Annotated in this window: 16 protein-coding genes; 10 read left to right on the forward strand and 6 right to left on the reverse strand. The window is 73.0% G+C overall.

Features of this window, described 5'->3' with window-relative positions; all coding sequences use genetic code 11:
* Positions 1-92: 92 nt before the first annotated feature.
* On the reverse strand, positions 93-5,564 hold the full coding sequence (locus IG74_RS45450) for a sacsin N-terminal ATP-binding-like domain-containing protein (protein ID WP_037824325.1): 5,472 nt from the start codon (positions 5,562-5,564) through the stop codon (positions 93-95).
* A gap of 162 nt (positions 5,565-5,726) precedes the next feature.
* Entirely contained in the window at positions 5,727-6,272 is a 546-nt protein-coding gene (locus IG74_RS0103055; RefSeq protein WP_030669118.1) for a DUF1707 SHOCT-like domain-containing protein, read from the reverse strand.
* A gap of 116 nt (positions 6,273-6,388) precedes the next feature.
* Between IG74_RS0103055 and IG74_RS0103060 the strand changes: the two genes are divergently transcribed.
* From IG74_RS0103060 to IG74_RS0103075, 4 genes are all read left to right on the forward strand, one after another.
* A complete protein-coding gene (locus tag IG74_RS0103060) occupies positions 6,389-7,225 on the forward strand; it encodes an alpha/beta fold hydrolase (protein ID WP_030669121.1) in 837 nt (278 codons plus the stop codon).
* A gap of 68 nt (positions 7,226-7,293) precedes the next feature.
* Positions 7,294-7,764, forward strand: a complete 471-nt coding sequence (locus tag IG74_RS0103065) for a GNAT family N-acetyltransferase (protein WP_030669124.1) — start codon at positions 7,294-7,296, stop codon at positions 7,762-7,764.
* A 145-nt stretch (positions 7,765-7,909) separates the two neighbouring features.
* The gene (locus IG74_RS0103070; protein WP_030669127.1) at positions 7,910-8,596 is read left to right on the forward strand and encodes a GAF and ANTAR domain-containing protein; all 687 of its coding nucleotides are present in this window, start codon (positions 7,910-7,912) and stop codon (positions 8,594-8,596) included.
* 600 nt (positions 8,597-9,196) lie between these two features.
* A complete protein-coding gene (locus tag IG74_RS0103075; RefSeq protein WP_051854488.1) occupies positions 9,197-10,390 on the forward strand; it encodes an aromatic ring-hydroxylating oxygenase subunit alpha in 1,194 nt (397 codons plus the stop codon).
* Between the two features lie 58 nt (positions 10,391-10,448).
* Here the strand turns inward: IG74_RS0103075 and IG74_RS0103080 are convergent, their stop codons facing one another.
* Complete coding sequence (locus tag IG74_RS0103080; RefSeq protein WP_030669131.1) at positions 10,449-10,871, reverse strand: DUF6299 family protein; 423 nt, start codon at positions 10,869-10,871, stop codon at positions 10,449-10,451.
* Between the two features lie 205 nt (positions 10,872-11,076).
* Entirely contained in the window at positions 11,077-11,724 is a 648-nt protein-coding gene (locus IG74_RS0103085) for a hypothetical protein (RefSeq protein ID WP_030669134.1), read from the reverse strand.
* A gap of 287 nt (positions 11,725-12,011) precedes the next feature.
* On the opposite strand from IG74_RS0103085, the gene IG74_RS0103090 reads away from it, so the two are divergent.
* Positions 12,012-12,665 (forward strand): DNA alkylation repair protein, encoded by a 654-nt coding sequence (locus IG74_RS0103090; RefSeq protein ID WP_051854564.1) that lies wholly within the window; start codon positions 12,012-12,014, stop codon positions 12,663-12,665.
* Here IG74_RS0103090 and IG74_RS50765 read toward each other — a convergent pair.
* A complete protein-coding gene (locus IG74_RS50765; protein ID WP_158857397.1) occupies positions 12,662-13,516 on the reverse strand; it encodes a hypothetical protein in 855 nt (284 codons plus the stop codon). The genes IG74_RS0103090 and IG74_RS50765 overlap by 4 nt on opposite strands.
* 765 nt (positions 13,517-14,281) lie before the next feature.
* Between IG74_RS50765 and IG74_RS0103100 the strand changes: the two genes are divergently transcribed.
* Complete coding sequence (locus IG74_RS0103100) at positions 14,282-14,986, forward strand: response regulator transcription factor (RefSeq protein ID WP_030669144.1); 705 nt, start codon at positions 14,282-14,284, stop codon at positions 14,984-14,986.
* Here the strand turns inward: IG74_RS0103100 and IG74_RS47605 are convergent.
* Positions 14,953-15,573 (reverse strand): TetR/AcrR family transcriptional regulator, encoded by a 621-nt coding sequence (locus tag IG74_RS47605; RefSeq protein WP_051854489.1) that lies wholly within the window; start codon positions 15,571-15,573, stop codon positions 14,953-14,955. The two genes, IG74_RS0103100 and IG74_RS47605, sit on opposite strands and share 34 nt — an antisense overlap.
* Positions 15,574-15,597: 24 nt before the next feature.
* Between IG74_RS47605 and IG74_RS0103110 the strand changes: the two genes are divergently transcribed.
* The 4 genes from IG74_RS0103110 to IG74_RS0103125 all read left to right on the forward strand — a co-directional run bounded on the left by IG74_RS0103110 (position 15,598) and on the right by IG74_RS0103125 (position 18,966).
* Positions 15,598-16,011: a PaaI family thioesterase gene (locus IG74_RS0103110; RefSeq protein WP_030669149.1), complete on the forward strand. Its 414-nt coding sequence runs from the start codon at positions 15,598-15,600 to the stop codon at positions 16,009-16,011.
* A gap of 183 nt (positions 16,012-16,194) precedes the next feature.
* The gene (locus tag IG74_RS0103115; protein WP_030669151.1) at positions 16,195-16,932 is read left to right on the forward strand and encodes a Phenylacetic acid catabolic protein; all 738 of its coding nucleotides are present in this window, start codon (positions 16,195-16,197) and stop codon (positions 16,930-16,932) included.
* A gap of 78 nt (positions 16,933-17,010) precedes the next feature.
* Positions 17,011-17,805 (forward strand): hypothetical protein, encoded by a 795-nt coding sequence (locus tag IG74_RS0103120; RefSeq protein WP_030669153.1) that lies wholly within the window; start codon positions 17,011-17,013, stop codon positions 17,803-17,805.
* An 84-nt stretch (positions 17,806-17,889) separates the two neighbouring features.
* Positions 17,890-18,966 carry a Leu/Phe/Val dehydrogenase gene (locus tag IG74_RS0103125; RefSeq protein WP_030669155.1) on the forward strand — a complete coding sequence of 359 codons (1,077 nt, stop codon included), beginning with the start codon at positions 17,890-17,892 and terminating at the stop codon, positions 18,964-18,966.
* The last annotated feature ends 35 nt before the right edge of the window (positions 18,967-19,001 follow it).

Below are 19,001 nucleotides of genomic sequence, written 5' to 3' on the forward strand. Positions count from 1 at the left end.
CTGAAGGTGCAATACGGACATTACACCCCTGCAATTCCGGCCTGATCGCGTCATCTCAGATCCAGTACATCTGTACCAACAGATGCGGGCAGTCACCAGCGGTACGAGAAGCGCAGTGCGCCGCCCTCTTCCCGGTAGCGGCCGCGGCCGCGCCTGCCGAAGGGGTTCGGGAGCATGCGGACGCTCACCCGCTCCGGCTCCCGGACGCAGGTGACCACGAGGAGGCGCCAGCGGTCGTTGCCCGCGTGCCGCTGGGCCGCGCGGACCTCGCTCTCGCCGAGCTCCAGCCGGCCGCCGTCGCCCTGGGTCGCCTTCACCTCGAACATCAAGGGCCGTGGGCCGGAGCCGACTGCGAAGTCGTAGCCGAGGCCGTCGTCGCCCGCGGGGCCGGGGAAGAGCCGTCGGCGGTTCGTGGACACCCAGCTCGTCTCGTCCGCGGCCTCGGGGTAGCCCCGGCACAGCCAGTGGTACGCGTACCACTCCCCCATGTAGCCGATGGCATCGCGCTGGGCCGGGGAGAGCCCGGCGTCCGCGCCGCCGTTGCGGCCGGAGACGCCGCGGCGGCCGCCGCCGGACGGGCGGCGCGCCGGGGGCAGCTCCTGGGGCCGGGTGAAGGCGACGCGGCCGCCGCCGAGGCCGGGGATCGCGTCCCGGTCCAGGGCGTGCTGGAGCGCGGCGGTCAGGTCGGTGAGGTCGTCAGCGCGCAGGTCGAAGTCCCTGCCGCCGACGGAGAGGGTGCGGCGGCTGCGCTCCCGCCGACGGCGCTCGTGTTCCGCCGCGTGCCGCACCCGGTCCAGGGCGGCCGGGGTGAGCCCGTGGGCGTCGAGGGCGACGGTCGCGGGCATGCCGTCCGGCCAGTGGCCGAGCGCGGCGAGCCAGCCGACGACGTCGTCCGGCGCGAGGAGGCGGAAGTCCAGGGCTCCGGCCTCGTCGAGCCGGTCGGTGACGGCCTCGGCCGGGTCCGCTCCGGCCAGGGGTCCGGGCAGCGGGTGCCCGGCCGCCTCGACCAGGGCGGCGAGGTCCGCGACGGCGCCGACGACCGCGCGGCGGTTGCCGCTGCGGACCTGGTCGAGGGGAGGCAGGTGGTCGCCCTCGCGGGGAGCGGGCGCCCCGATGCGCGCCGCGAGCCGCTCCTCTACGTGGGCTTCGATCAGCGGCGTTTCGGCGGTGTCCACGGTGTACGCCCATGCCTCCGGGGCCGTGATCCACTCCAGGGTGCGCAGCGTCGGCCAGTCGGGCAGGGGCTCGCGCGCGTCGAAGGCGGCAAGGGCGGCCCAGCGCAACCGGTTCACGAGGGTCTTGCGGTGCAGGTCCAGATGTCCGCGCACCGCCTCCTCGTGGGCCTCGGCGTGGCTGACGGGGTCGGTGCGCGGCAGGGCGCGCAGCGTGTCGTTCAGCGCGGCGAAGTCGACGTCCAGCAGGAGCCGCAGCTCGTCCAGGTCGCGGGCCGTGCGGGCCAGGCAGACGAACTCATCGGGCGGCAGCGGCAGTTCGTCGGCGCAGCCGTCGAGCGCGGTCTGGAACTCCCTGATGTCACGGGGCGGCGGCACGGCCAGGGCCTGCGCCGCGGTGGAACCGAGCAGGTGCACGAGGAGGGGCAGGCAGCGCTCCAGGACCCCGCCGATGGCCCCGTCGATGCGGCGGCTCGTCCCGTCGAGCTGAGGGCGCGTGACGCCGAGGGCCTCGGCGAGCTCGTCGGCGGCGGGCGTGCGCGGGTCGGCGTGGCAGGAGGCGAGGTGGAGGGCGGCGAGGCGCAGCCGGATGCCGAAGTCGCGGCGCCCGAGCAGATCGGCGAGGGCGGGTGCGAGCCGGGCCGTCTCGGCCCAGCCCGGCCCGGCGTCCCGGGTGAGGAGCAGCGGGTGCTTGGGGTCGGGCAGGGGCAGGACGCCGCCGAGCCGGTCCGGCATGGTGACGGGGCTGCCGTCGAGGGCGATCTCCCAGGTGCGGTAGCGGTGCACGCGGACGCGGCGGACCGCGGCGGTCAGCTCGGCCAGTTCGGCGTCGCTCGGCCGGGGGCCGTCCGCCACGTGGTCGGCGAGCACGCCGACCGCGAGGGTGAGCCAGGGCAGCTCGTCGACCAGGGGCTCGCCGAGGGCCGCGGCGTTCACGACTTCGCCGTCCACGGTCACGGAGAACGTGGCGTCGTCGACGTGCCGGACGGCGTCCGGGCGGCCGCGGCCGAGCCGTGCGGCGGCCGCCGCGGCGACGCCGGGCACGACGAGCAGGGGCCGCCCCATCTCCCGTACGAGCCGCGCGGTGAGGCTCTCGCGCTCGCCGCTGACGTACAACACGGAGTCCTGACCGGCGACTTCGGAATCCGGCCTCTCGGCATCGGAGTCCTGACCGTCGGTCACGGCGGACGGCTCGTCGGTCACGGCGGACGGCTCGTCGGCTTCGGGGGACGGCCCGTCGCCTTCGGGGGACGGCTCGCCGAGGTCGGAGAGCCGTACCGCGACCAGTCGCTCCCCCGCCTCGGCGAGGACGCGCGCGTCGTCCGGCAGTTCGCCGTACGCCTGCTGGACGAGGTGCTTCCAGGCGCGTTCGTTGGCGCGCTGCGCGGCGGGCCGGTCGTCGCCGCCGACCTCGCCGTCGGCGACGAGCCCGCCGAGCGCGGCGACGAGGCGGGCGCTGTCCCGGGGGTCGTCCCAGGTCGGCAGGCCCAGGGTGCGCAGCCGCGCGCCGGTCTGCTGCGGCTCGACGAGGGGGCGTACGCGGCGGTCGACGCCCGGCGCGTACAGCGGCTCCTCGTCGAGTCCCGGCGGGCAGTACCAGGCGTCGGCGGGGCGCACGAACCGCACGGTCCTGCCGCGTCCGCGCACCGGCAGCCACGGCTGCTCCCGGAGGAAGGCGGCCAGCGGGGTCCGCACCCGCTCCCGGTCGTCCCTGCGGCTGCCCGCGCTGGTCCACGTGCTGGTGAAGTACCGGTCCTGCCAGTCGGCGAGGCCGCGCAGGACGAGTCGCGCGTACGCCAGGCGGGCGCTCTCGCCGAGCCGCCCGACGACGTCCTGCCCCGGCAGCCAGAACGCGGGGCTGCCGACGTAGGGCGTCTGCGGGTACCAGGCGCCGGACGAGGGGCGGGCGACGTGCGGCTCCCACTGCGCGGCCACGCCCGGAGGCACGCTCGCCATGCGCACCAGTCGGGACGTGACGAGGTCCTGGCCGTACTCGCGGCGTACGGCCTTGGCGGCGTACACCGGGGTGAGGCCCTCGCTCACGCCCGCTTCGATGAGGAACTCCCGCCACTCCTGGGCGCTTTCGCCGCGCCTGAGGAACGCCTCCGGCGGGGCGGTCAGCCGCCTGGCGATCCGCTTGAGGCTGGGGGACGCCTCCTGGCCGGCCTCCACCACGACGACGAGGTCGTCCCCGCAGGTGCCGTCCCAGCCCCGGCCGAAGACGGCCTCGCCCGCGCGGATCGGCGTCCCGTCGGCCGAGGGCAGGTAGAGGCCGAGACTGCCGAGGGCCATTCCGCTCGTCGTGCGCCGTGCGCGCCACAGCCGGAAGACGAAGCGGAGCGTCTGGTCGCGCAGCTTGCGGTCCTTGCTCTCGGCGAGGGCGCGGCGCACGTGTTCGAGGAGGCCCCGCACGTCGAAGGGGCGTACCAGACCGGCGTGTTCGAGGAAGAAGCGGGCGGGCTGGCGGCGGTGCCGGGCCCTGTCGGTCCAGGTCAGGCCGGGGTGCAGGGAGAAGAGCCGCTTACCGAGCAGGGCGGGGACCGACAGGGTGTCGCCGTCGCCGCCGAGGTCGCCGCGCACGGGCTGGAAGAACGCCTCGCGGCGGGCCCGCCGCCCGCTGCGGCCCTCGGCCCGTACGTCACCGTTGGCGTGCCGCAGCGTCCCGTCGTCGGCCAGGAGCAGCCGCCGCCCGCGCAGGACGGTGCCGTCGTCCTGGAAGAGGGCCGCCATGTCGTCGTACGCGTCGTCCCAGAGCTCGACCGTGTCGCCGGGCCCGGGCAGCGGGAGCGTGGCGATCATGCGCTCCACGTGTTCGGCGAGCGCTTCCGGAGCGGGCTCCCAGGGGCAGCCGAGCGCCTTGCAGACGGAGGCGAGGCGCTTGAGCCGCTCGCCGCCGACGCCCGGGTCCGCGACCACCGCGCCGGCGTCGTGGGCGCGCCGCGCGGTGAGGACGGCCAGGTCGTGCTCCGGCCACAGGACGGCGTGCCGGGGCGCGGCCCAGGCGGTGTGCGGGGGCGCGCCGTCGGCGGCGAGCACGGGTACGAGCGGTACGTCGGCCAGTTCGCGGCCGTGCACGTGCCGGGCCGCCGTGACCAGGAGGGCGGCCTTGCGCCTGCCGGTCTCCCAGCTCACCAGGTCCACGGCGAGGCGGCGAAGGTCTGGGGCAGGGGCGGCGCGCAGGCGCTCGGCCGCGGCGAGGCAGGTCTCGGCGAGCGCGTCGAACAGCATGGCGTTCAGCGGGTGTTCGGCGTCGAGGCCGGTCCGGTCCATCTTGGTGAAGAACGGCGCGTTGACGTGGGCCGCGAGGGGCGCGGACGCGCCGTCGCCCAGGGGCAGGAAGGTGTAGGTCTGGCCGCGGCGCGCCTTGCCCGCGGCGAGCGGGACGGCGACCTCGATGACGGCGGGTTCGCTCCACTTCAGCCAGGCGTCGTCGAGGAGACCGAGGCCGGTCGCCTCGGCGAGGGTGCGTCGCAGCCGCTCCGGTGCCACTTCACCGCGGGCGACGAGGAACTCCCCGGTGCCGTCCAGGTCGACCTGGGCGAGGGTGACTTCGGTGCGGCCGGGAGGCCCGGCTTCTGCGGCCTCCCCCGTCGGGGCGGCGAACGGCTCCTCGGTGCGGGCGAGTTCATGGACCCGCCGCACCTCGCCGTCGGCCCGCCACTCCAGCGTCAGCCGGGCGATCCGGTCGAGGAACAGCATGACCGGCGCCTTGGCCTCGGCGAGTTCCCGCAGACGCAGCCGCACCTCGTCGAGGGCGGCCGGGCCGCGCAGCGGAAGCCGTACCACGGTGACGTACCCGAGTGCGGCGAGCTCGGCGCAGCCGCCGGGCACGTCCGTGACGGGGAACGGGACCTGGAACGGCGGGAGTTCGTCCTGTGCCTTGCGTGCCGTGGCCTCGTTCTGGAGCAGTTCCGCGAGGTCGTCGCGCCGGGCGAAGCGGAAGCAGTAGCCGTCCAGCGGGCCGGGCCCCCGCCCCGCCGAAGCGGCGCTGTAGATCTCCGGCGCCCCGGTGATCTGCAGGACGCTGCGGAAGCCCACTCCCTTGTTGCCGATGCCCTCGCCGATCGCCTTGTCGCTGCGGGCGAACTTGCACACGGCCTCCACCCTGGACCAGGTGAACGGGGTGCCGCCGTTGGCGACGTAGAGCGTGCCCGCCTCCCCTTCGTCCTCGTCGAGCAGCACGTGCACCCGGCCGTCGCCGCGGTCCTTGGGGTGCGCGTCGTGGGCGTTCTGCAGCAGCTCCAGGAGGAAGCGGCCCGCGTAGTCGCGGGCGTTGCTCAACGACGCGGCGCGCAGTTGCAGACCGGGCTGCCAGGTCGGGGCCAGCTGCCACTCGTGCAGCACCTTGAGCGCGTAGTCCCGCAGTTGGGCCCCATACGCATGGTCAGTCACGGTCCCCCCAAGGGCCTGTCCGGATGCTCGGCGCCACGGTAGCGAGGCGCGCGGACGCCCGTGGCCGAGGTCCGCGTGGTCGCGCCGCTCGACCCGGACATCACGTCCACGGACCTGCTCGCCCTGTCGAACCGAGACCTCGCCTCAGGGCCCGTCCGGGGCTCAACGGCGTGCGTGGCGGACCTTCAGCCGTCCGAACCCCATGGCCCCGCTGATCCGGATCGTCGGCCCGGCGGGGCCGGAGGTGCGGCGCGGGACCTTGTAGAGCACGTCCTTCCATCCGGCGTGCAGCCGCTCGACGTCGACGATCGCGTCGTGCGGCACCGTGATCCGGGCCCTGCCGGTTCCGAGCTGCAGCTCGATGTCCACCACCGCGTGCTCGATGACCGCCCGGGACAGGTCGAGCCGCACCCTTCCGTACGCGGACTGCACCTTGAGGGTGCGCGGTACGCGCCACGCGCCGCGCCGGACGATCCGTCCACCGGCGGCGGCGATCGTGGCCGGGTCCTCCTCCTGCGGCTCCGGCAGCGAGGCCAGCGCCGACGCGAGCTCCTCCCGCGTCGTGGCGGAGAGCGCGCGGTGGAGGCGGGCGTCCATCTCCTCGTGCGAGAGGTATCCGCCTGCGTACGCCTCCTGCAGGCGCCGCGCGGCCGTTTCGCGGTCGTCGTCGCCGATCAGTGTGGCCGGGTCGTCCGGGAAGGTGGGCACCACTTCACTGTAGTGCCGGGCCAGTTGACGGCGACGCCGCACCGGGCACCGGGATCTTCTCCGCCCGGCCCCGCATCCGCTTGCCCGGTGCGCGCGCCGGTGACAAGGTCACGACCATGCCTACGTTCTCCTCGTACGACGGAACCAAGATCGCGTACCACGTGTCCGGCGACGGAACACCGCTGGTCTGCCTGCCCGGCGGCATGCGCGACTCCGTCTACCTCGGCGACCTCGGCGGCCTGTCCGCGCACCGCCGTCTGATCATGCTCGACCTGCGCGGAACGGGCCGCTCCGAGATCCCGGCGGACCTCGGCACCTGCCGCTCCGACCGGCTCGTCGCCGACGTCGAGGCGCTGCGCGAGCACCTCGGCCTGGAGAGCATGGACCTGCTCGCGCACTGCGCGGGCGCGAACGTGGCGGTCCAGTACGCGGGCGAACACCCGGACCGCGTCGGCACCCTCACCCTCGTCACGCCGAGCGTCCTGGCCGTCGGCATCGAGATCAGCGCGGACGTACGCCGCAGGACCGCGCGGCTGCGCGCCGACGAGCCCTGGTTCCCGGAGGCGTACGCGGCCCTGGAAGCGATCACGGCGGGCCGCGCGACGGACGGTTCCTGGGAGGCCGTCGCCCCCTTCCTGCACGGCCGTTGGGACGAGGTCGCGCAGGCCCTCCAGGCCGCCGACGCGGAGCAGAAGAACAGCGAGGTCGTCCGGGCCTTCGGCGCGGAGGGCGCCTTCAGCCCGGCCGAGACCCGCGCGGCGCTCGCCCGCTTCACCGCGCCGGTCCTGCTGCTCGCCGGGGAGGTCGACCTCAACTCCCCGCCGCCCGCCGTGGCCGAATTCGCCGCCCTGTTCCCGCGCGCCGAGCTGGTGACGCAGCCGGGCGCCGGACACCACCCGTGGCTCGACGACCCCCAGCGCTTCGTGACCGCGGTGACGTCGTTCCTGGACTGATCCACCGCCGGCCCCGGCAGCGGCACCATCCCTTGCCGTAAGAGTTACTGGCGCCATAGGGTCATTACATGTCGCGTATACGTCAGGCAGTGCAGGACGACGTCCCGGAGCTCGTGCGCCTGCGGGCGCTGCTGTTCGAGGACCTCGGTGGCGAGTTCTTCAACCCCGCGTCGGGGGACGAGGGGTGGCGGCACGAGCTCGCCACGGTCCTCAAGGCGCAGCTGGGCTCGGACGCCGTGCGCGTCCTGGTCGTGGACGGCGGCGACGGGCTCGCCGCCTGCGGCATCGGCACCATCGAGCAGCGGCTGCCGGGCCCGCATCTGCGCAACGGCCGGATCGGGCTCGTCGTCGGCGTGGTCACCGACCCCGCGCACCGGCGGCGCGGCCACAGCCGCGCGATCATGCACGGCCTGCTCGACTGGTTCCGCGAGCAGGGGGCCGCCCGTGTCGATCTGCACACCTCCCACGACGGCGAGCCCCTGTACCGCGCCCTCGGGTTCACCGACCACCCCGACCCCGCCCTCTACTGGCGGCCGTGACGCGGCCTCGCCCCGGCGGGACGGCCCGCGCGGCTCCGGCACCACCGGCCGCCGGTGTCGCACACCCCACGCCCGCGCACCGGTGACCGTGCGGAAAAGCCGGGTACGCGTTCATCCGGAACGTGGCCGAGACGCGGAGGGTGGCATGGACTGGGCCCGGTTCGCACAGCAGATGGCGTCGATGGCGCGGGACCTCCTGGCGCAGGCGTCGGTGGACGCGACCCTGCGGCGTGTCACCGCGTCGGCGACCGAACTGGTGGAGGGCTGCGACGCGGCGGGCGTCCTCGTCCTGCACGGCAGAGGCGTGCAGACGCTCGCCGCCACCGACCAACTGGTCGTCGACAGCGACCAACTCCAGGAGCGGGTGCGGGAAGGCCCCTGCTTCGACGCCGCCCGCAGCTCCCTGGGCGCCCGGGTCTTCCGCATCGCCGACCTCAGCCGGGAGCAGCCGCGCTGGCCCGCCTACGCCCCGCGGGCCCACCGGCTCGGCGTGGGCAGCATGATGGGCTTCCTGCTGTTCACCGAGGACGCGGAACTCGGCGCGCTGAACCTCTACTCCCGCAGGGTCGGCGCCTTCACCGAGGCCAGCGAGCTGGCCGGCTGGCTGTTCGCCTCGCACGCCGCGGTCGCCTTCTCCAGCGCCCGCACCCACGCGCAGATGGAGCAGGCCGTCGCCACCCGCCACCTCATCGGCGAGGCCATGGGCATCCTCATGGGAAGCCACCGCCTCACCGAGGACCAGGCCTTCGCCGTGCTGCGCCGCTATTCCCAGGAGAACAACGTCAAGCTCCGCGACGTCGCCCGCCGCGTCTGCGAGAAGGGCGGCCTGTGACGCTCCGCCGTGCCCGGCTCGCCCGCTCGTACACGGATCGACGACGGCGCGGCATGGCCGTCGCGGCGCCGGGTACCCGCAGCGGGCGAGGAGCCTCCGGGTACCGACCCCAGCAGGGAATCCACGCCCCCTGGGTACCCGTGGAGGAGTGCGTCCGCAGGTCGAGTGCGCCTGCGGACGCACGCGGCCGCCACCACCCCCGGTGACGACCGCCGTCCCGTCGGCATCGCCTCCGTCCGGGACGCCCCCGGGCAACAGCCGTCGGAGGCCTCGAGGGAGCCGTGGCCTCGGGCGGTGCTGCCGGCCTCGGTCGCACACCGCGCTATGCCTCCGGTCTACTCCACCGCGCCCGGAGGCGACAGGGGCCGACCGGCCCTCGGCCGTTCCGGAGCGGCTCCGGGCGGCGCGGCGAACGGGGCCGCCGCTGGTCGGCGCCGTCGTCGTACTCCCCTGACGAGCCCGGTCTCCGTCTCGCTGCCCGCGGCGGCGACGGGCCGGTCATTCGAAGGACGTACCCGAATGTCGTCCCCGGCGCCGATCCGACGCCCCGACCGTCGGCCGAGCATGAAAGTGATCCCCCAGACAAGGCGGTGACCCCTCATGCTGCACGACGGACTTCCCTCCCTCCTCGACGAAGTGGCCCGCGTCGCGACGCTTCCGCTGGAGCGCGGCGAGACGCTCCCGGCCCGGGCCTACACCAGCGAGCCCTTCCACGACCTCGAGCAGGAGCGCGTCTTCCGCGGCGACTGGCTGTGCGTCGGCCACGTCAGCCAGGTCGCCGGGCCCGGTGACTACCTGCGTACGGACGTCCTCGGCGAACCCCTGGTGATCACGCGGGACGAGAGCGGCGGCCTGCACGCGCTCTCGCGGGTGTGCCGCCACCGCTTCATGGACGTGCTGCCGCCCGAGACCACGCCCGAGCAGGGCACGCTGAAGCGGCTCACCTGCCCGTACCACACGTGGACGTACCGGCTGAACGGCGAGTACGCTGGGCAGCTGGCCGGTGCGCCCCTGATGAGCCAGGTCGACTTCGACCGCGCCGCGTGCCGGCTGCCCCGCCACCGCCTGGAGGTGTGGAACGGGCTGCTCATGGTCAGTGCCGACCCCGCCGCACCGGCGCTGGGCCCGCAGCTCACCCGGCTCGACGCCGCGCTCGCGCCGTACCGCCTCGCGGATCTCGTCGTCGCGTTCACGGCACGCTGGGAGAACGTCCCGGCGAACTGGAAGGTGGCCTTCGAGAACGCCTCGGAGAACTACCACCACATGGGCACGCACGCGGCCACCCTGGAGCCGGTCCTGCCCGGCAAGGACACCGTCGTCGAGGAGTGCGACGGGCGCGGCTTCAGCATGTTCACGCCGTTCGCCGCCGATCCGCCCCTGGAGCCGGACGCGGACGGCGCCCCGCCGGTCGGCACGCTCATCCCCGGCCTCGGCGCGCGGCAGCTGTCCGGGATGACGGTCGTGGGCGTCTTCCCGAACCTGACCCTCGCGCTCGTGCCGGACAGCGTCACGTATGTGCGCTGGATCCCCACCGGGCCGACCACCCATGACGCGCTCGTGACCGTCCTCGTCCCGGCCGACGCCGTCGACCAGCCGGACTACGAGGCGTACGTGGCCGCGTCGCGGCAGCAGCTTGAGCTCATCCAGGAGGAGGACCTGGTGGCCATCCGCGGCGTACAGCGCGGCCTGACCACCGAACCGGCCCCGTCCGGCGGACGGTTCTCCCACCTGGAGCGCCCGCTGTGGCAGTTCCAGCGCTACTTGGCCGACCGGCTGGCGGGCGGAAGGCAGTAGCCACGTCGTGGCGGCGGCCCGGCTCCCCCGTGGAGCCGGGCCGCGGTCATGACGCCGGTCAGTTCAGCTCGACCCGGGCCTCCTCGTGGGCGAGCGGCTGCGGCATCGGCAGGCCGCTCTTCGTGGACAGCTTCATCAGGTGGGCCCGCACGGTGGCCGCACCGGGCTCGTAGCGGGAACCGGTGCCCTTGCTGGTGTTGGTCCACTCGCGGACCTGGCCGTCGCAGACCGCGGCGGTGCCGCCGATGCCGGTGGACTCGTCGCCCTGGACGAGGGTGCTGCTGACGAACACCGGGCCGGGGGTGCCGTCGGGCAGACAGCGGTACGTACCGGAGAGCTCGATGGTGCCGTCGGCGGCGACCGTGCCGGTGCCGTTGACGGTCAGGTCGTCGAACCGGCCCGCGTGGGCGGGAGCGGCGGCGGCGAGGCCCGCGATGAGCAGGGTGTTCGCGGCGGCACCGAGGGCGAGGCGGACGCGCATGGCTGGCCTTTCGGGAGGTGAGGGGCGGTATTGCCGCCGCCAGGCATACCGGAAGGCACCATGGGTGGCTCGCAACCTCACTCGTTCGGGGACGAGTTGCGGGCCCGGGGGACGGATCCGCGGGGACGGGGGGTCCGTGGGGGCGCGTTCGGCCGGGGGGGTGGCGAACGCGCCCGCACGGAGGCTCAGGTCACCCGCTCGCGGCCTACCAGTCGGTGCGGCGCAGACGGAGCTCCAGCTGGCAGCCGCCGGGGCGGTTGTCGGCGTCGACGCTCACCGTCACGGGCTTGCCCTCGGTCGCCGAGCGGTACTGGCCGCGCGGCAGGTGGCCGGGGCACTGACCGCCGTCGCCGTCGGCCCAGTACTGCACGTCGAGCGCGATGTCGGTGCGTCCGGCGAGGGCGAAGGTGAGGTTGCACCAGCCCCCGCGGCCGTCGGTGTCGACGCGGATGTTCGGACCGGTGGCCCGGAACCGGGTGATGGGCAGGGCGTACGTCCCCTGGTTGCCGCACTGGCCCGCGTCCGAGCCCGGCTCCACCTGCCAGGAGTAGCTGGCGGACAGGCCGGACAGGACGTTGGACGCGTCGTGGATGCCGAAGGACAGCTGGCAGCCGCCCCCGCGGCTGTCGGTGTCGAAGCGGATCGGGGTCGTCCAGTCCGGGGCGGCCGTCCACTGCTGCTGCGGCCCTGAGCACTGTCCGGGGTCACCGTCGGGGTAGAACTGGACGCCCATCTCGGGCGCGGTCTGCTCGCTTCCGGCCGAGGCGCTCGCCGCACCCGCCACCAGCATCGTCGCCGCTGCGACGGCGCAGGCCAGCGCCTTGAGTCCGGCGCGGGGCACCGACGTTCTCATGGCTCACTCCCAGGTCTGGTCGCGGACGGGGGTGACACGTGGACGTGCTGAAGCCACACCACTGAGTGTGAAGTGCATGTGACCGAAGTGAGGTCAACTGGTGACGGCGACTGCCGGGGACCACCCTGCACCGTCGGCGGGCGGTGTGAAAGGTGCGGATTCGGCCGCGTGTGGCGGCCGCCGCGGGGCCGCCCGCCGCCTACCGGCATAGCCTGAAGGCCACACGTGAGGGACGGGAGGCCGAGGTGGGCGGGACGACACCGACCGGGGCGACGGTCGCCGAGGTGATGGCCGAACTCGCCGCACTCGACGACCCGAAGACGCGCGCGGTGAACGAGAGGCACGGCGACGATCACGGCGTGAACCTCAGCAAGCTCCGCGCCCTCGCCAAGCGACTCAAGACCCAGCAGGAACTCGCGTCCCGACTCTGGGCCACGGAGGACACCGCGGCGCGGCTGCTCGCGCTCCTGATCTGCCGCCCGAAGGCGTTCGCACGCGACGAGCTGGACTCGATGCTGCGCGCGGCGCGCACGCCCAAGGTGCACGACTGGCTCGTGAACTACGTGGTGAAGAAGAGCCCGCACGCCGAAGAGCTGCGCCTGGCCTGGTCCGCCGATCCCGACCCCGTGGTCGCGAGCGCCGGCTGGGCGCTGACCACCGAACGCGTGGCGAAGCGGCCCGAGGGCCTCGACCTCGCGGGGCTCCTCGACACCGTCGAGGCGGAGATGAAGGACGCCCCCGAGCGCCTGCAGTGGGCGATGAACCACTGCCTGGCCCGGATCGGCATCGAGCACCCCGAGCACCGCACCCGCGCGATCGCCATCGGTGAGCGCCTGGAAGTGCTCAAGGACTACCCGACGCCACCGGGCTGCACCTCGCCGTTCGCGCCCGTCTGGATCGCCGAGATGGTGCGACGGCAGCAGGGCCCCGCCGGCGCCTAGTCGGCGGCGGTCCACTGGGGCGCCGGGGTGGGACCGGGCCGCGCGGTGATCGCCCCGCCCTTCGCCCAGTCCCGGTACTCCACGCGGAAGGCGTCGGCACCGGACCCCGAGGGCACCTCGGTCCGCAGGGACTCGGGCAGATCGCGCGAGGTCACCACGAGCGTGAAGCGGACGGCGCCGTCACGGCCGTCGGCCGCGTACGGGCGGTAGAGGCGGCCGACGGCCGGATCCGCGGCGAGCGTGCGCAACGGCGTGCTGCCGGTGAGGGTGCGGACGCCGCCCGCCCGCCGCGTGCTCAGTTCGGTGGCGCCGTCGAGGAGCGCCACGAGATGCGCGGGCTGGGCCAGCCACCGGGCCTCCAGGGCGTTGCGCACCGCGATGTCGTCGGCTGCCGCGGCGGTCGCGTCGGACTCGGTGCGGTACGAGCCCTGCGGGCCGTACTCGGGGCCGGTCATCTCCTGGTGGGGAGTGATGACGGCGCGGTTGCCGATCAGCACGATCTCCGGCGGGTACCAGGGATGACCCTCGCCCATGTCGTACAGGACGTGGGTCGCGGCCCGGACGGTGGTGCCGTCGCGCAGGTCGAGGCGGGCCTGGCCGGTGAAGAAGTCGGGGTCGCCGCCCTTGCGTGCGACGACGCCGACGCCGACCTGCCGCTGGGCCACCATCGCGGCCCGGACGGGCTCGGCCCTGGGACCGGCCGTGGCGACCGCCGACGGCTTCGCCCGGCCGTCGCCACGGGAGCCGCCGGAGCCGCTGGAGCCACCGGAGTCGTCGGTGTCTCCGGGCCACAGCACATGTGCGCCCAGTCCCCCGGCTCCGCCCAGCACCAGGCCGACCGTCACAGCCACCGCCACCGCCCGGCGGCGCGGCCTCACGGGCCTCGGAGAGAACTCTTGGTCACGCACGGCCCAGCCCCTTCCGCACCGCCCCGGCACGCCGACGCGCCCCCACCGGCGAGAGGTCTACACGGTAGGGCCGTGCGCGACGGGCGTACCGCGCTTCCCCGGATTCCCTGCCGAACGGGGTGAACGGCCGCTCCCCCGCGCCGAGGTCGTCCGTATCGCGCCCCCTCGGTCGAGTGCCGCACCCGGGGACGGAATGACCGATTCGAGCCGGGTGCCACTCTCCATCGCCAAATACGGAATATCTCCTTCTTATCTCCCCATGAAGGTGACCGTGTTGTACGCTCGCCGTGAGCCTGACGTCCGACCGAGGGGTGGCATCTCGGGTGCGACGGCGGCGCTCACGCGCATGGCCGATTTTCCCCGTTGGCCATGGCGAAGCCGGAGCGGCCCGCACGGCGGGATACCGGCACGAAAACTCAGATCAGCGCGAGGCGCGAGGCGGACAACCCGCGCTCAGTCCTTCGCTGTGGCGCTTCGCACTTGCTCAGCACCGGTTCAGCATTGATCGCCCCGATGCCGTGAAGAACTGCGCTATGCCGACGGTTCATGGAAATGGCCCGCATTGCCGCTTTTCTCACCGAAAACAACGGCAATTGCGACTCATGGGCAGGTCGGCACCAGCTGACCTTACTCGATCTTGTGGCCGTATCTGACGCCCGGCCTCCACAGAGGTCCCAGACGGTCATACGGGGGAAAAGGACGCCGCACATGGCTCAGATTCGACTGCTGATCGCCGATGACCGCATCGTGACCCGATCCGGCCTCGTGGCGATGAGCAGGGAGGCTCCCGGACTCGACGTGATCGGCGTGACCCAGGACGTGGCCGGCGTCCTGACCGCCGTCGACTGCCTGGACCCCGATGTCGTCCTGCTCAATCTCCGCAAACTCTCCGGGGACAGCCTGCGCCGCCTCGCCCAGCTCATCGGCGCCCACGTCTCGATCATCGTCCTGTGGTGCCACGACTCCGCCGTCACCGTCCAGGACGCGTTACGGGCCAAGGTCGCCGGATTCATGGCCCTTGAGATCCTGCAGGAGGAATTCGCAAGCGTGATCGCCCTGGTCGACCGCGGCTGCGCCGCATATCTCTTCCCGCGCGAACGGATCCGCGATATCAGCGACGGCTTTCCGACGACGGCGCCGGTGACCTCGGGAGCGATGTCGACCCTCACCTCACGGGAGAGCGACGTACTGCATCTCCTGGCCGGCGGCATGACGAACAAACAGATCGGGTCGGCCCTGCATATCGCCGAGAACACGGTGAAGAAACACGTCCATCGTGCGATGAACAAGTTATCGGCCTCCAGCCGGGTGGAAGCGGCACTCCTCGTTTCCCGCCTCGGCCCGCGGGAGTTGACGGCGCACGGCCGCACCGCCCGGGGTCAGCAGAGGAGCGATCTGAGCAGCACCTCATAGGTCCGCCCCGCGTCGGCGACCGTCGCGGCGCCCGTCATCGCGACCTCATGGCCGAGATACGTCAGGGCGCCGAGCAGCGCGAGCGCGAGCCGTCGGGATCCGGCGGCGCCCGCGTCCGCCGCGCCGAGGCCGGACGCTCCGCGCGCGGAGCGCGCCCGCTCCACGAGGCGGACCGTCGACGACAGCCACCACTGCTCGTCGATCCGGCGCCAGCGCTCGTAGCCGAGGACCGCGGGCGCGTCGAGCAGGAGCAGCCGGGCGACGGCAGGGTCGGCGCAGAACCCGAGGAACTCCAGGCCGGACCGCAGGAGAAGAGGCACCGGCTCGCCCTCGGCGCCACGGTCCGCCCCGGCGGCCCGGACCCGCACGGCGAGCTCCCGGTGGATGTCGTGCACCACGTCCACGAGCAGCGCCTCCTTGCCCGGCCAGTGGTGGTAGAGCGCACCGGTCGTGAGCCCCGCGCCCCCGGCGATCTCCGCGATGGTCGTCGCGGAGTACCCGTGCTCACCGAACAACTGGCGTGCGGTACGGATGAGTTGGGCCCGGGTGGCCTCGGTCCGCTCTGCGTTGGATCTGCGCGGCGACATACCGAACGATGCTATGTTCCTTCGATGATGGATGTCGACGCGGCCCAAGCTGTCCTCGATAACAGCCCCTTCGGCCCCTGGTGGGGATTCAAGGTGGAAGCCGTCACCAAGGGGCACGCCAAGGTCTCGCTGCCGCAGCGCCCCGAGCTCTTCCGCCCCGGCGGCGTCCTGCAGGGCGGCTGCGCCATGACGCTCGCCGACGTGACCTGCTGGATCGCGATCATGTCGCTCTTCGGCGCGGACGATCCGTCCGTCACCCAGCAGATGACGACGAGCTTCCTCGGCCCGGCCCGCACCGATCTGCTCTGCGAGTCCACCATCGTCAGGCCCGGCCGCCTCATCGTCTACGGCACCGCCGAGACGACCGACACCGCGGGCAAGCTCGTCTCCCACCACACCCTCACCTACATCCGGCCGCCGCAGCGGGCCGGAGCCTGAGGCCGGGCGCCCGGCGCGGAGCCGGGTCGCGGAATGCCGCACCCCGCGCACCACCGACGCGTACCACCAAAGAGCCATCGGAATACCCCCATCGAGCCCTGCCGATATGGCCCCATCGTGGCCTGTCGACCTCGCGAGTCGGCCGGATAGTCTCCATTTCTCGGCTACCCGGAGGAGATTCGTATGGGAGACGTCTTTTCGGAGACTGTAAACCTGGAGAGTGTCGGTGAACTCCCCGAGGAATACCACGAGGTACTGACGCATCAGATGCTCGCCAATGGCGAGGGCGAGCTGAGTGCAGGCGACACCTACGTCGATTCGTTCTACCCCCTCGCACCCAATGCCGACGAACGCTATGTGTGCCTCAAGTTCGGCATGGAAGAGGTGGACCATTTCCGGCGCTTCGCCAAACTCCTGACGCCGCTCGGCATCGACACCTCGCACATGGTGAACCAGGCCGTGGCGGACCGGCGTTACTTCCCCGCCGAGAGCATGACCACACAGATCACCGTGTGGGAGGAGCGCGCCGCGTTCAGCTTCCTCTGCGAGCTCGAAGGCCACTTCCAGATCAAGGAAATGACCACGAGCACGTACGGGCCGCTGCGCGTCGAGGCCGACGCGATCCTCAAGGAGGAGGCCCGGCACTTCGGCTACGGAAAGCGCCTGATGCAGGAGGCGTACGACGCGGGCGGCCAGTCCCGCGACCGGGCGCAGAAAGCGCTCGACAAGTTCTACCCGATGGCGCTCGACATGTTCGGGCGGCCCGACTCCCGCCGCGGCCGCCTCGCCGTGAAGTGGGGGCTGCGCCGGCACGACAACGGCGAGCTGCGCGAGCTCTACAAGACCGCGATCGCGCAGCACATCGAGAAGATCGGCTTCTCCGTACCCAAGATCGACCCCTCCCAGCTGCAGTTCGCCTGAGCGGCGTCGGCCCGCTCCCTCCCCCGGCGTGAACCGCTTCCCCCCGGGGCCCCGTCCACCTCACCGGAGTAGGAATCGATGACGACGACCGACACGCTGATCGACCGGATCAAGACGCACCGCGTCTTCCACCACCCCCTCTACGACCACTGGGCCGCGCGGCCCCCGTCCGCCGAGGTCTCGGGCGCGCTCTTCCACCAGGTGCAGTCGTTCTGCGCCTCCACCCGCCCCGGCGGCGACTTCCCGACCGCCCTGCGCGGCATCGGCTGGGACGAGCAGGCCGTCCTCATCGAGGAGATCGTCGACAGCGAGTCCGGACACGGCCCCGAACTCGCGACCATGGCGGGCCACATCGTCAACCGCACCGGCGCCCCGGTCTTCGACGACGTGTACGACACCGAGCGGGTCGAGGCCTGGCTCAAGACCTCGTCGGACCGGCTGCTGGCCACGCTGCCCGGGTACGACCGGGAGACCGGTCTGACCGCGCAGGCGGCGGCCGCCATCGCGGTGTTCGAGCGCCGGTTCTCCACCGACGCCGACACCACGGTCCGCAATCTGGGCACGGCGCTCGCGCTGGAGATCATCTCCAACCAGTCCCTGATCCCCGGCGAGAAGCGCGCCCTCATCGACTCCGGTCACTACAAGACCGATCTCGAAGAGCCGGAAATGCACTACATGGCGGAGCACTGGGGCGACTCCGGTGCCGAGCAGCAGCACGAAGCGAATGTGATCCAGGCCGTCTCCTCCGTCATGGACGCATCGAACAGCGACCAGATCGCCCAGGGCGTGGAGGACTTCCTGGAATCACTGTGCGCGTTGTGGGACGTCCTGGACGCCGCGCTGCTCTCGTCCGGAGTGCAGCCGGCCGAATAATTCGCTGCCGGACGGGCCGGCGGTTCACGCCTGACGGCGGGGCCGCCGGTCCGGCCGTCACTGGACGGGATTCTGGGGTGGGTCATGAGCGTATTCGACGAAATCGACGGCCACGAGCAGGTGCTTTTCAGTACGGGCCCCGGCGGGCTCAGATGCGTCATCGCCATTCATTCGACGCTGCTGGGCCCCGCGCTCGGCGGCGTCCGCTTTCTTCCCTACCGCGACGAGGACCAGGCGATCAGCGACGCGTTGCGCCTCTCCCGCGCCATGACGTACAAAGCGGCCTGCGCGGGACTCGACATCGGGGGCGGAAAGGCCGTCGTCTTCGGGGGCGCGGGCGTGGAGAAGTCGGAGCCGCTGCTCCGCGCGTTCGGGCAGGCTGTCGAGAGCCTTTCCGGCCGGTTCATCGCCGCCTGCGACATGGGCATCACCACCGCCGACCTCCGGGTGATGCGGAAGGAGTCCCAGTGGATCCGCGGCCTCGACGCCGAGGAGGGCGGCTCCGGCGAGTCCGGCGCGATGACCGCGTACGGCGTGAGCCTCGGCATCCGGGCGTGTCTGCGGCACCTCGACGACAGCGAGAGCCTGGAGGGCCGCCACGTCGCCATCGACGGCGTCGGCAAGGTGGGGGCCCGGCTCGCCACGCTCCTGGCGGAGGACGGCGCCCGCCTCTGGGTGGCCGACGTCGACCAGGAGAAGGCCGAACGGGTGGCCCGAGCGTGCGGGGCGGAGGTCGTCAGCCGGGAGAAGCTCTACCTGCTCGACGTGGACGTCCTCAGCCCCAACGCGATCGGCAACGTCATCGACGCCGACCTCGTGGACCGGCTCCGCTGCCGGATCGTCGCGGGCGGGGCCAACAACCAGCTCACCGCGCCGACGGTCGCGGACCGGCTCGCGGCACGCGGCATCCTCTACGCGCCGGACTTCGTCATCAACGCCCTCGGTCTGATCCAGGTGGTCGACGAACTGCACCCCGCGGGCCACGACATGAACCGGGTCAGACAGCGCGCCGAACTCATCCCGGAGCGGCTCGGCGAGATCTTCAACCGGTCCCAGCACCTGCGCATCAGCACGGCCGCCGCCGCGATCAGCATGGCCAGGGACCGGCTCGCGGCGGTGCGGACGGTGCGGTCGTTCTGGCTGCCGCCGCGGTGCGCCTGAGCCGCCGCCCGTACGGCAGGCACGGCCCGGGGCCC

Origin of the sequence: Streptomyces sp. NRRL B-1347 (assembly GCF_000720325.1) — a bacterium.
In the GTDB taxonomy this organism is placed as follows: domain Bacteria; phylum Actinomycetota; class Actinomycetes; order Streptomycetales; family Streptomycetaceae; genus Streptomyces.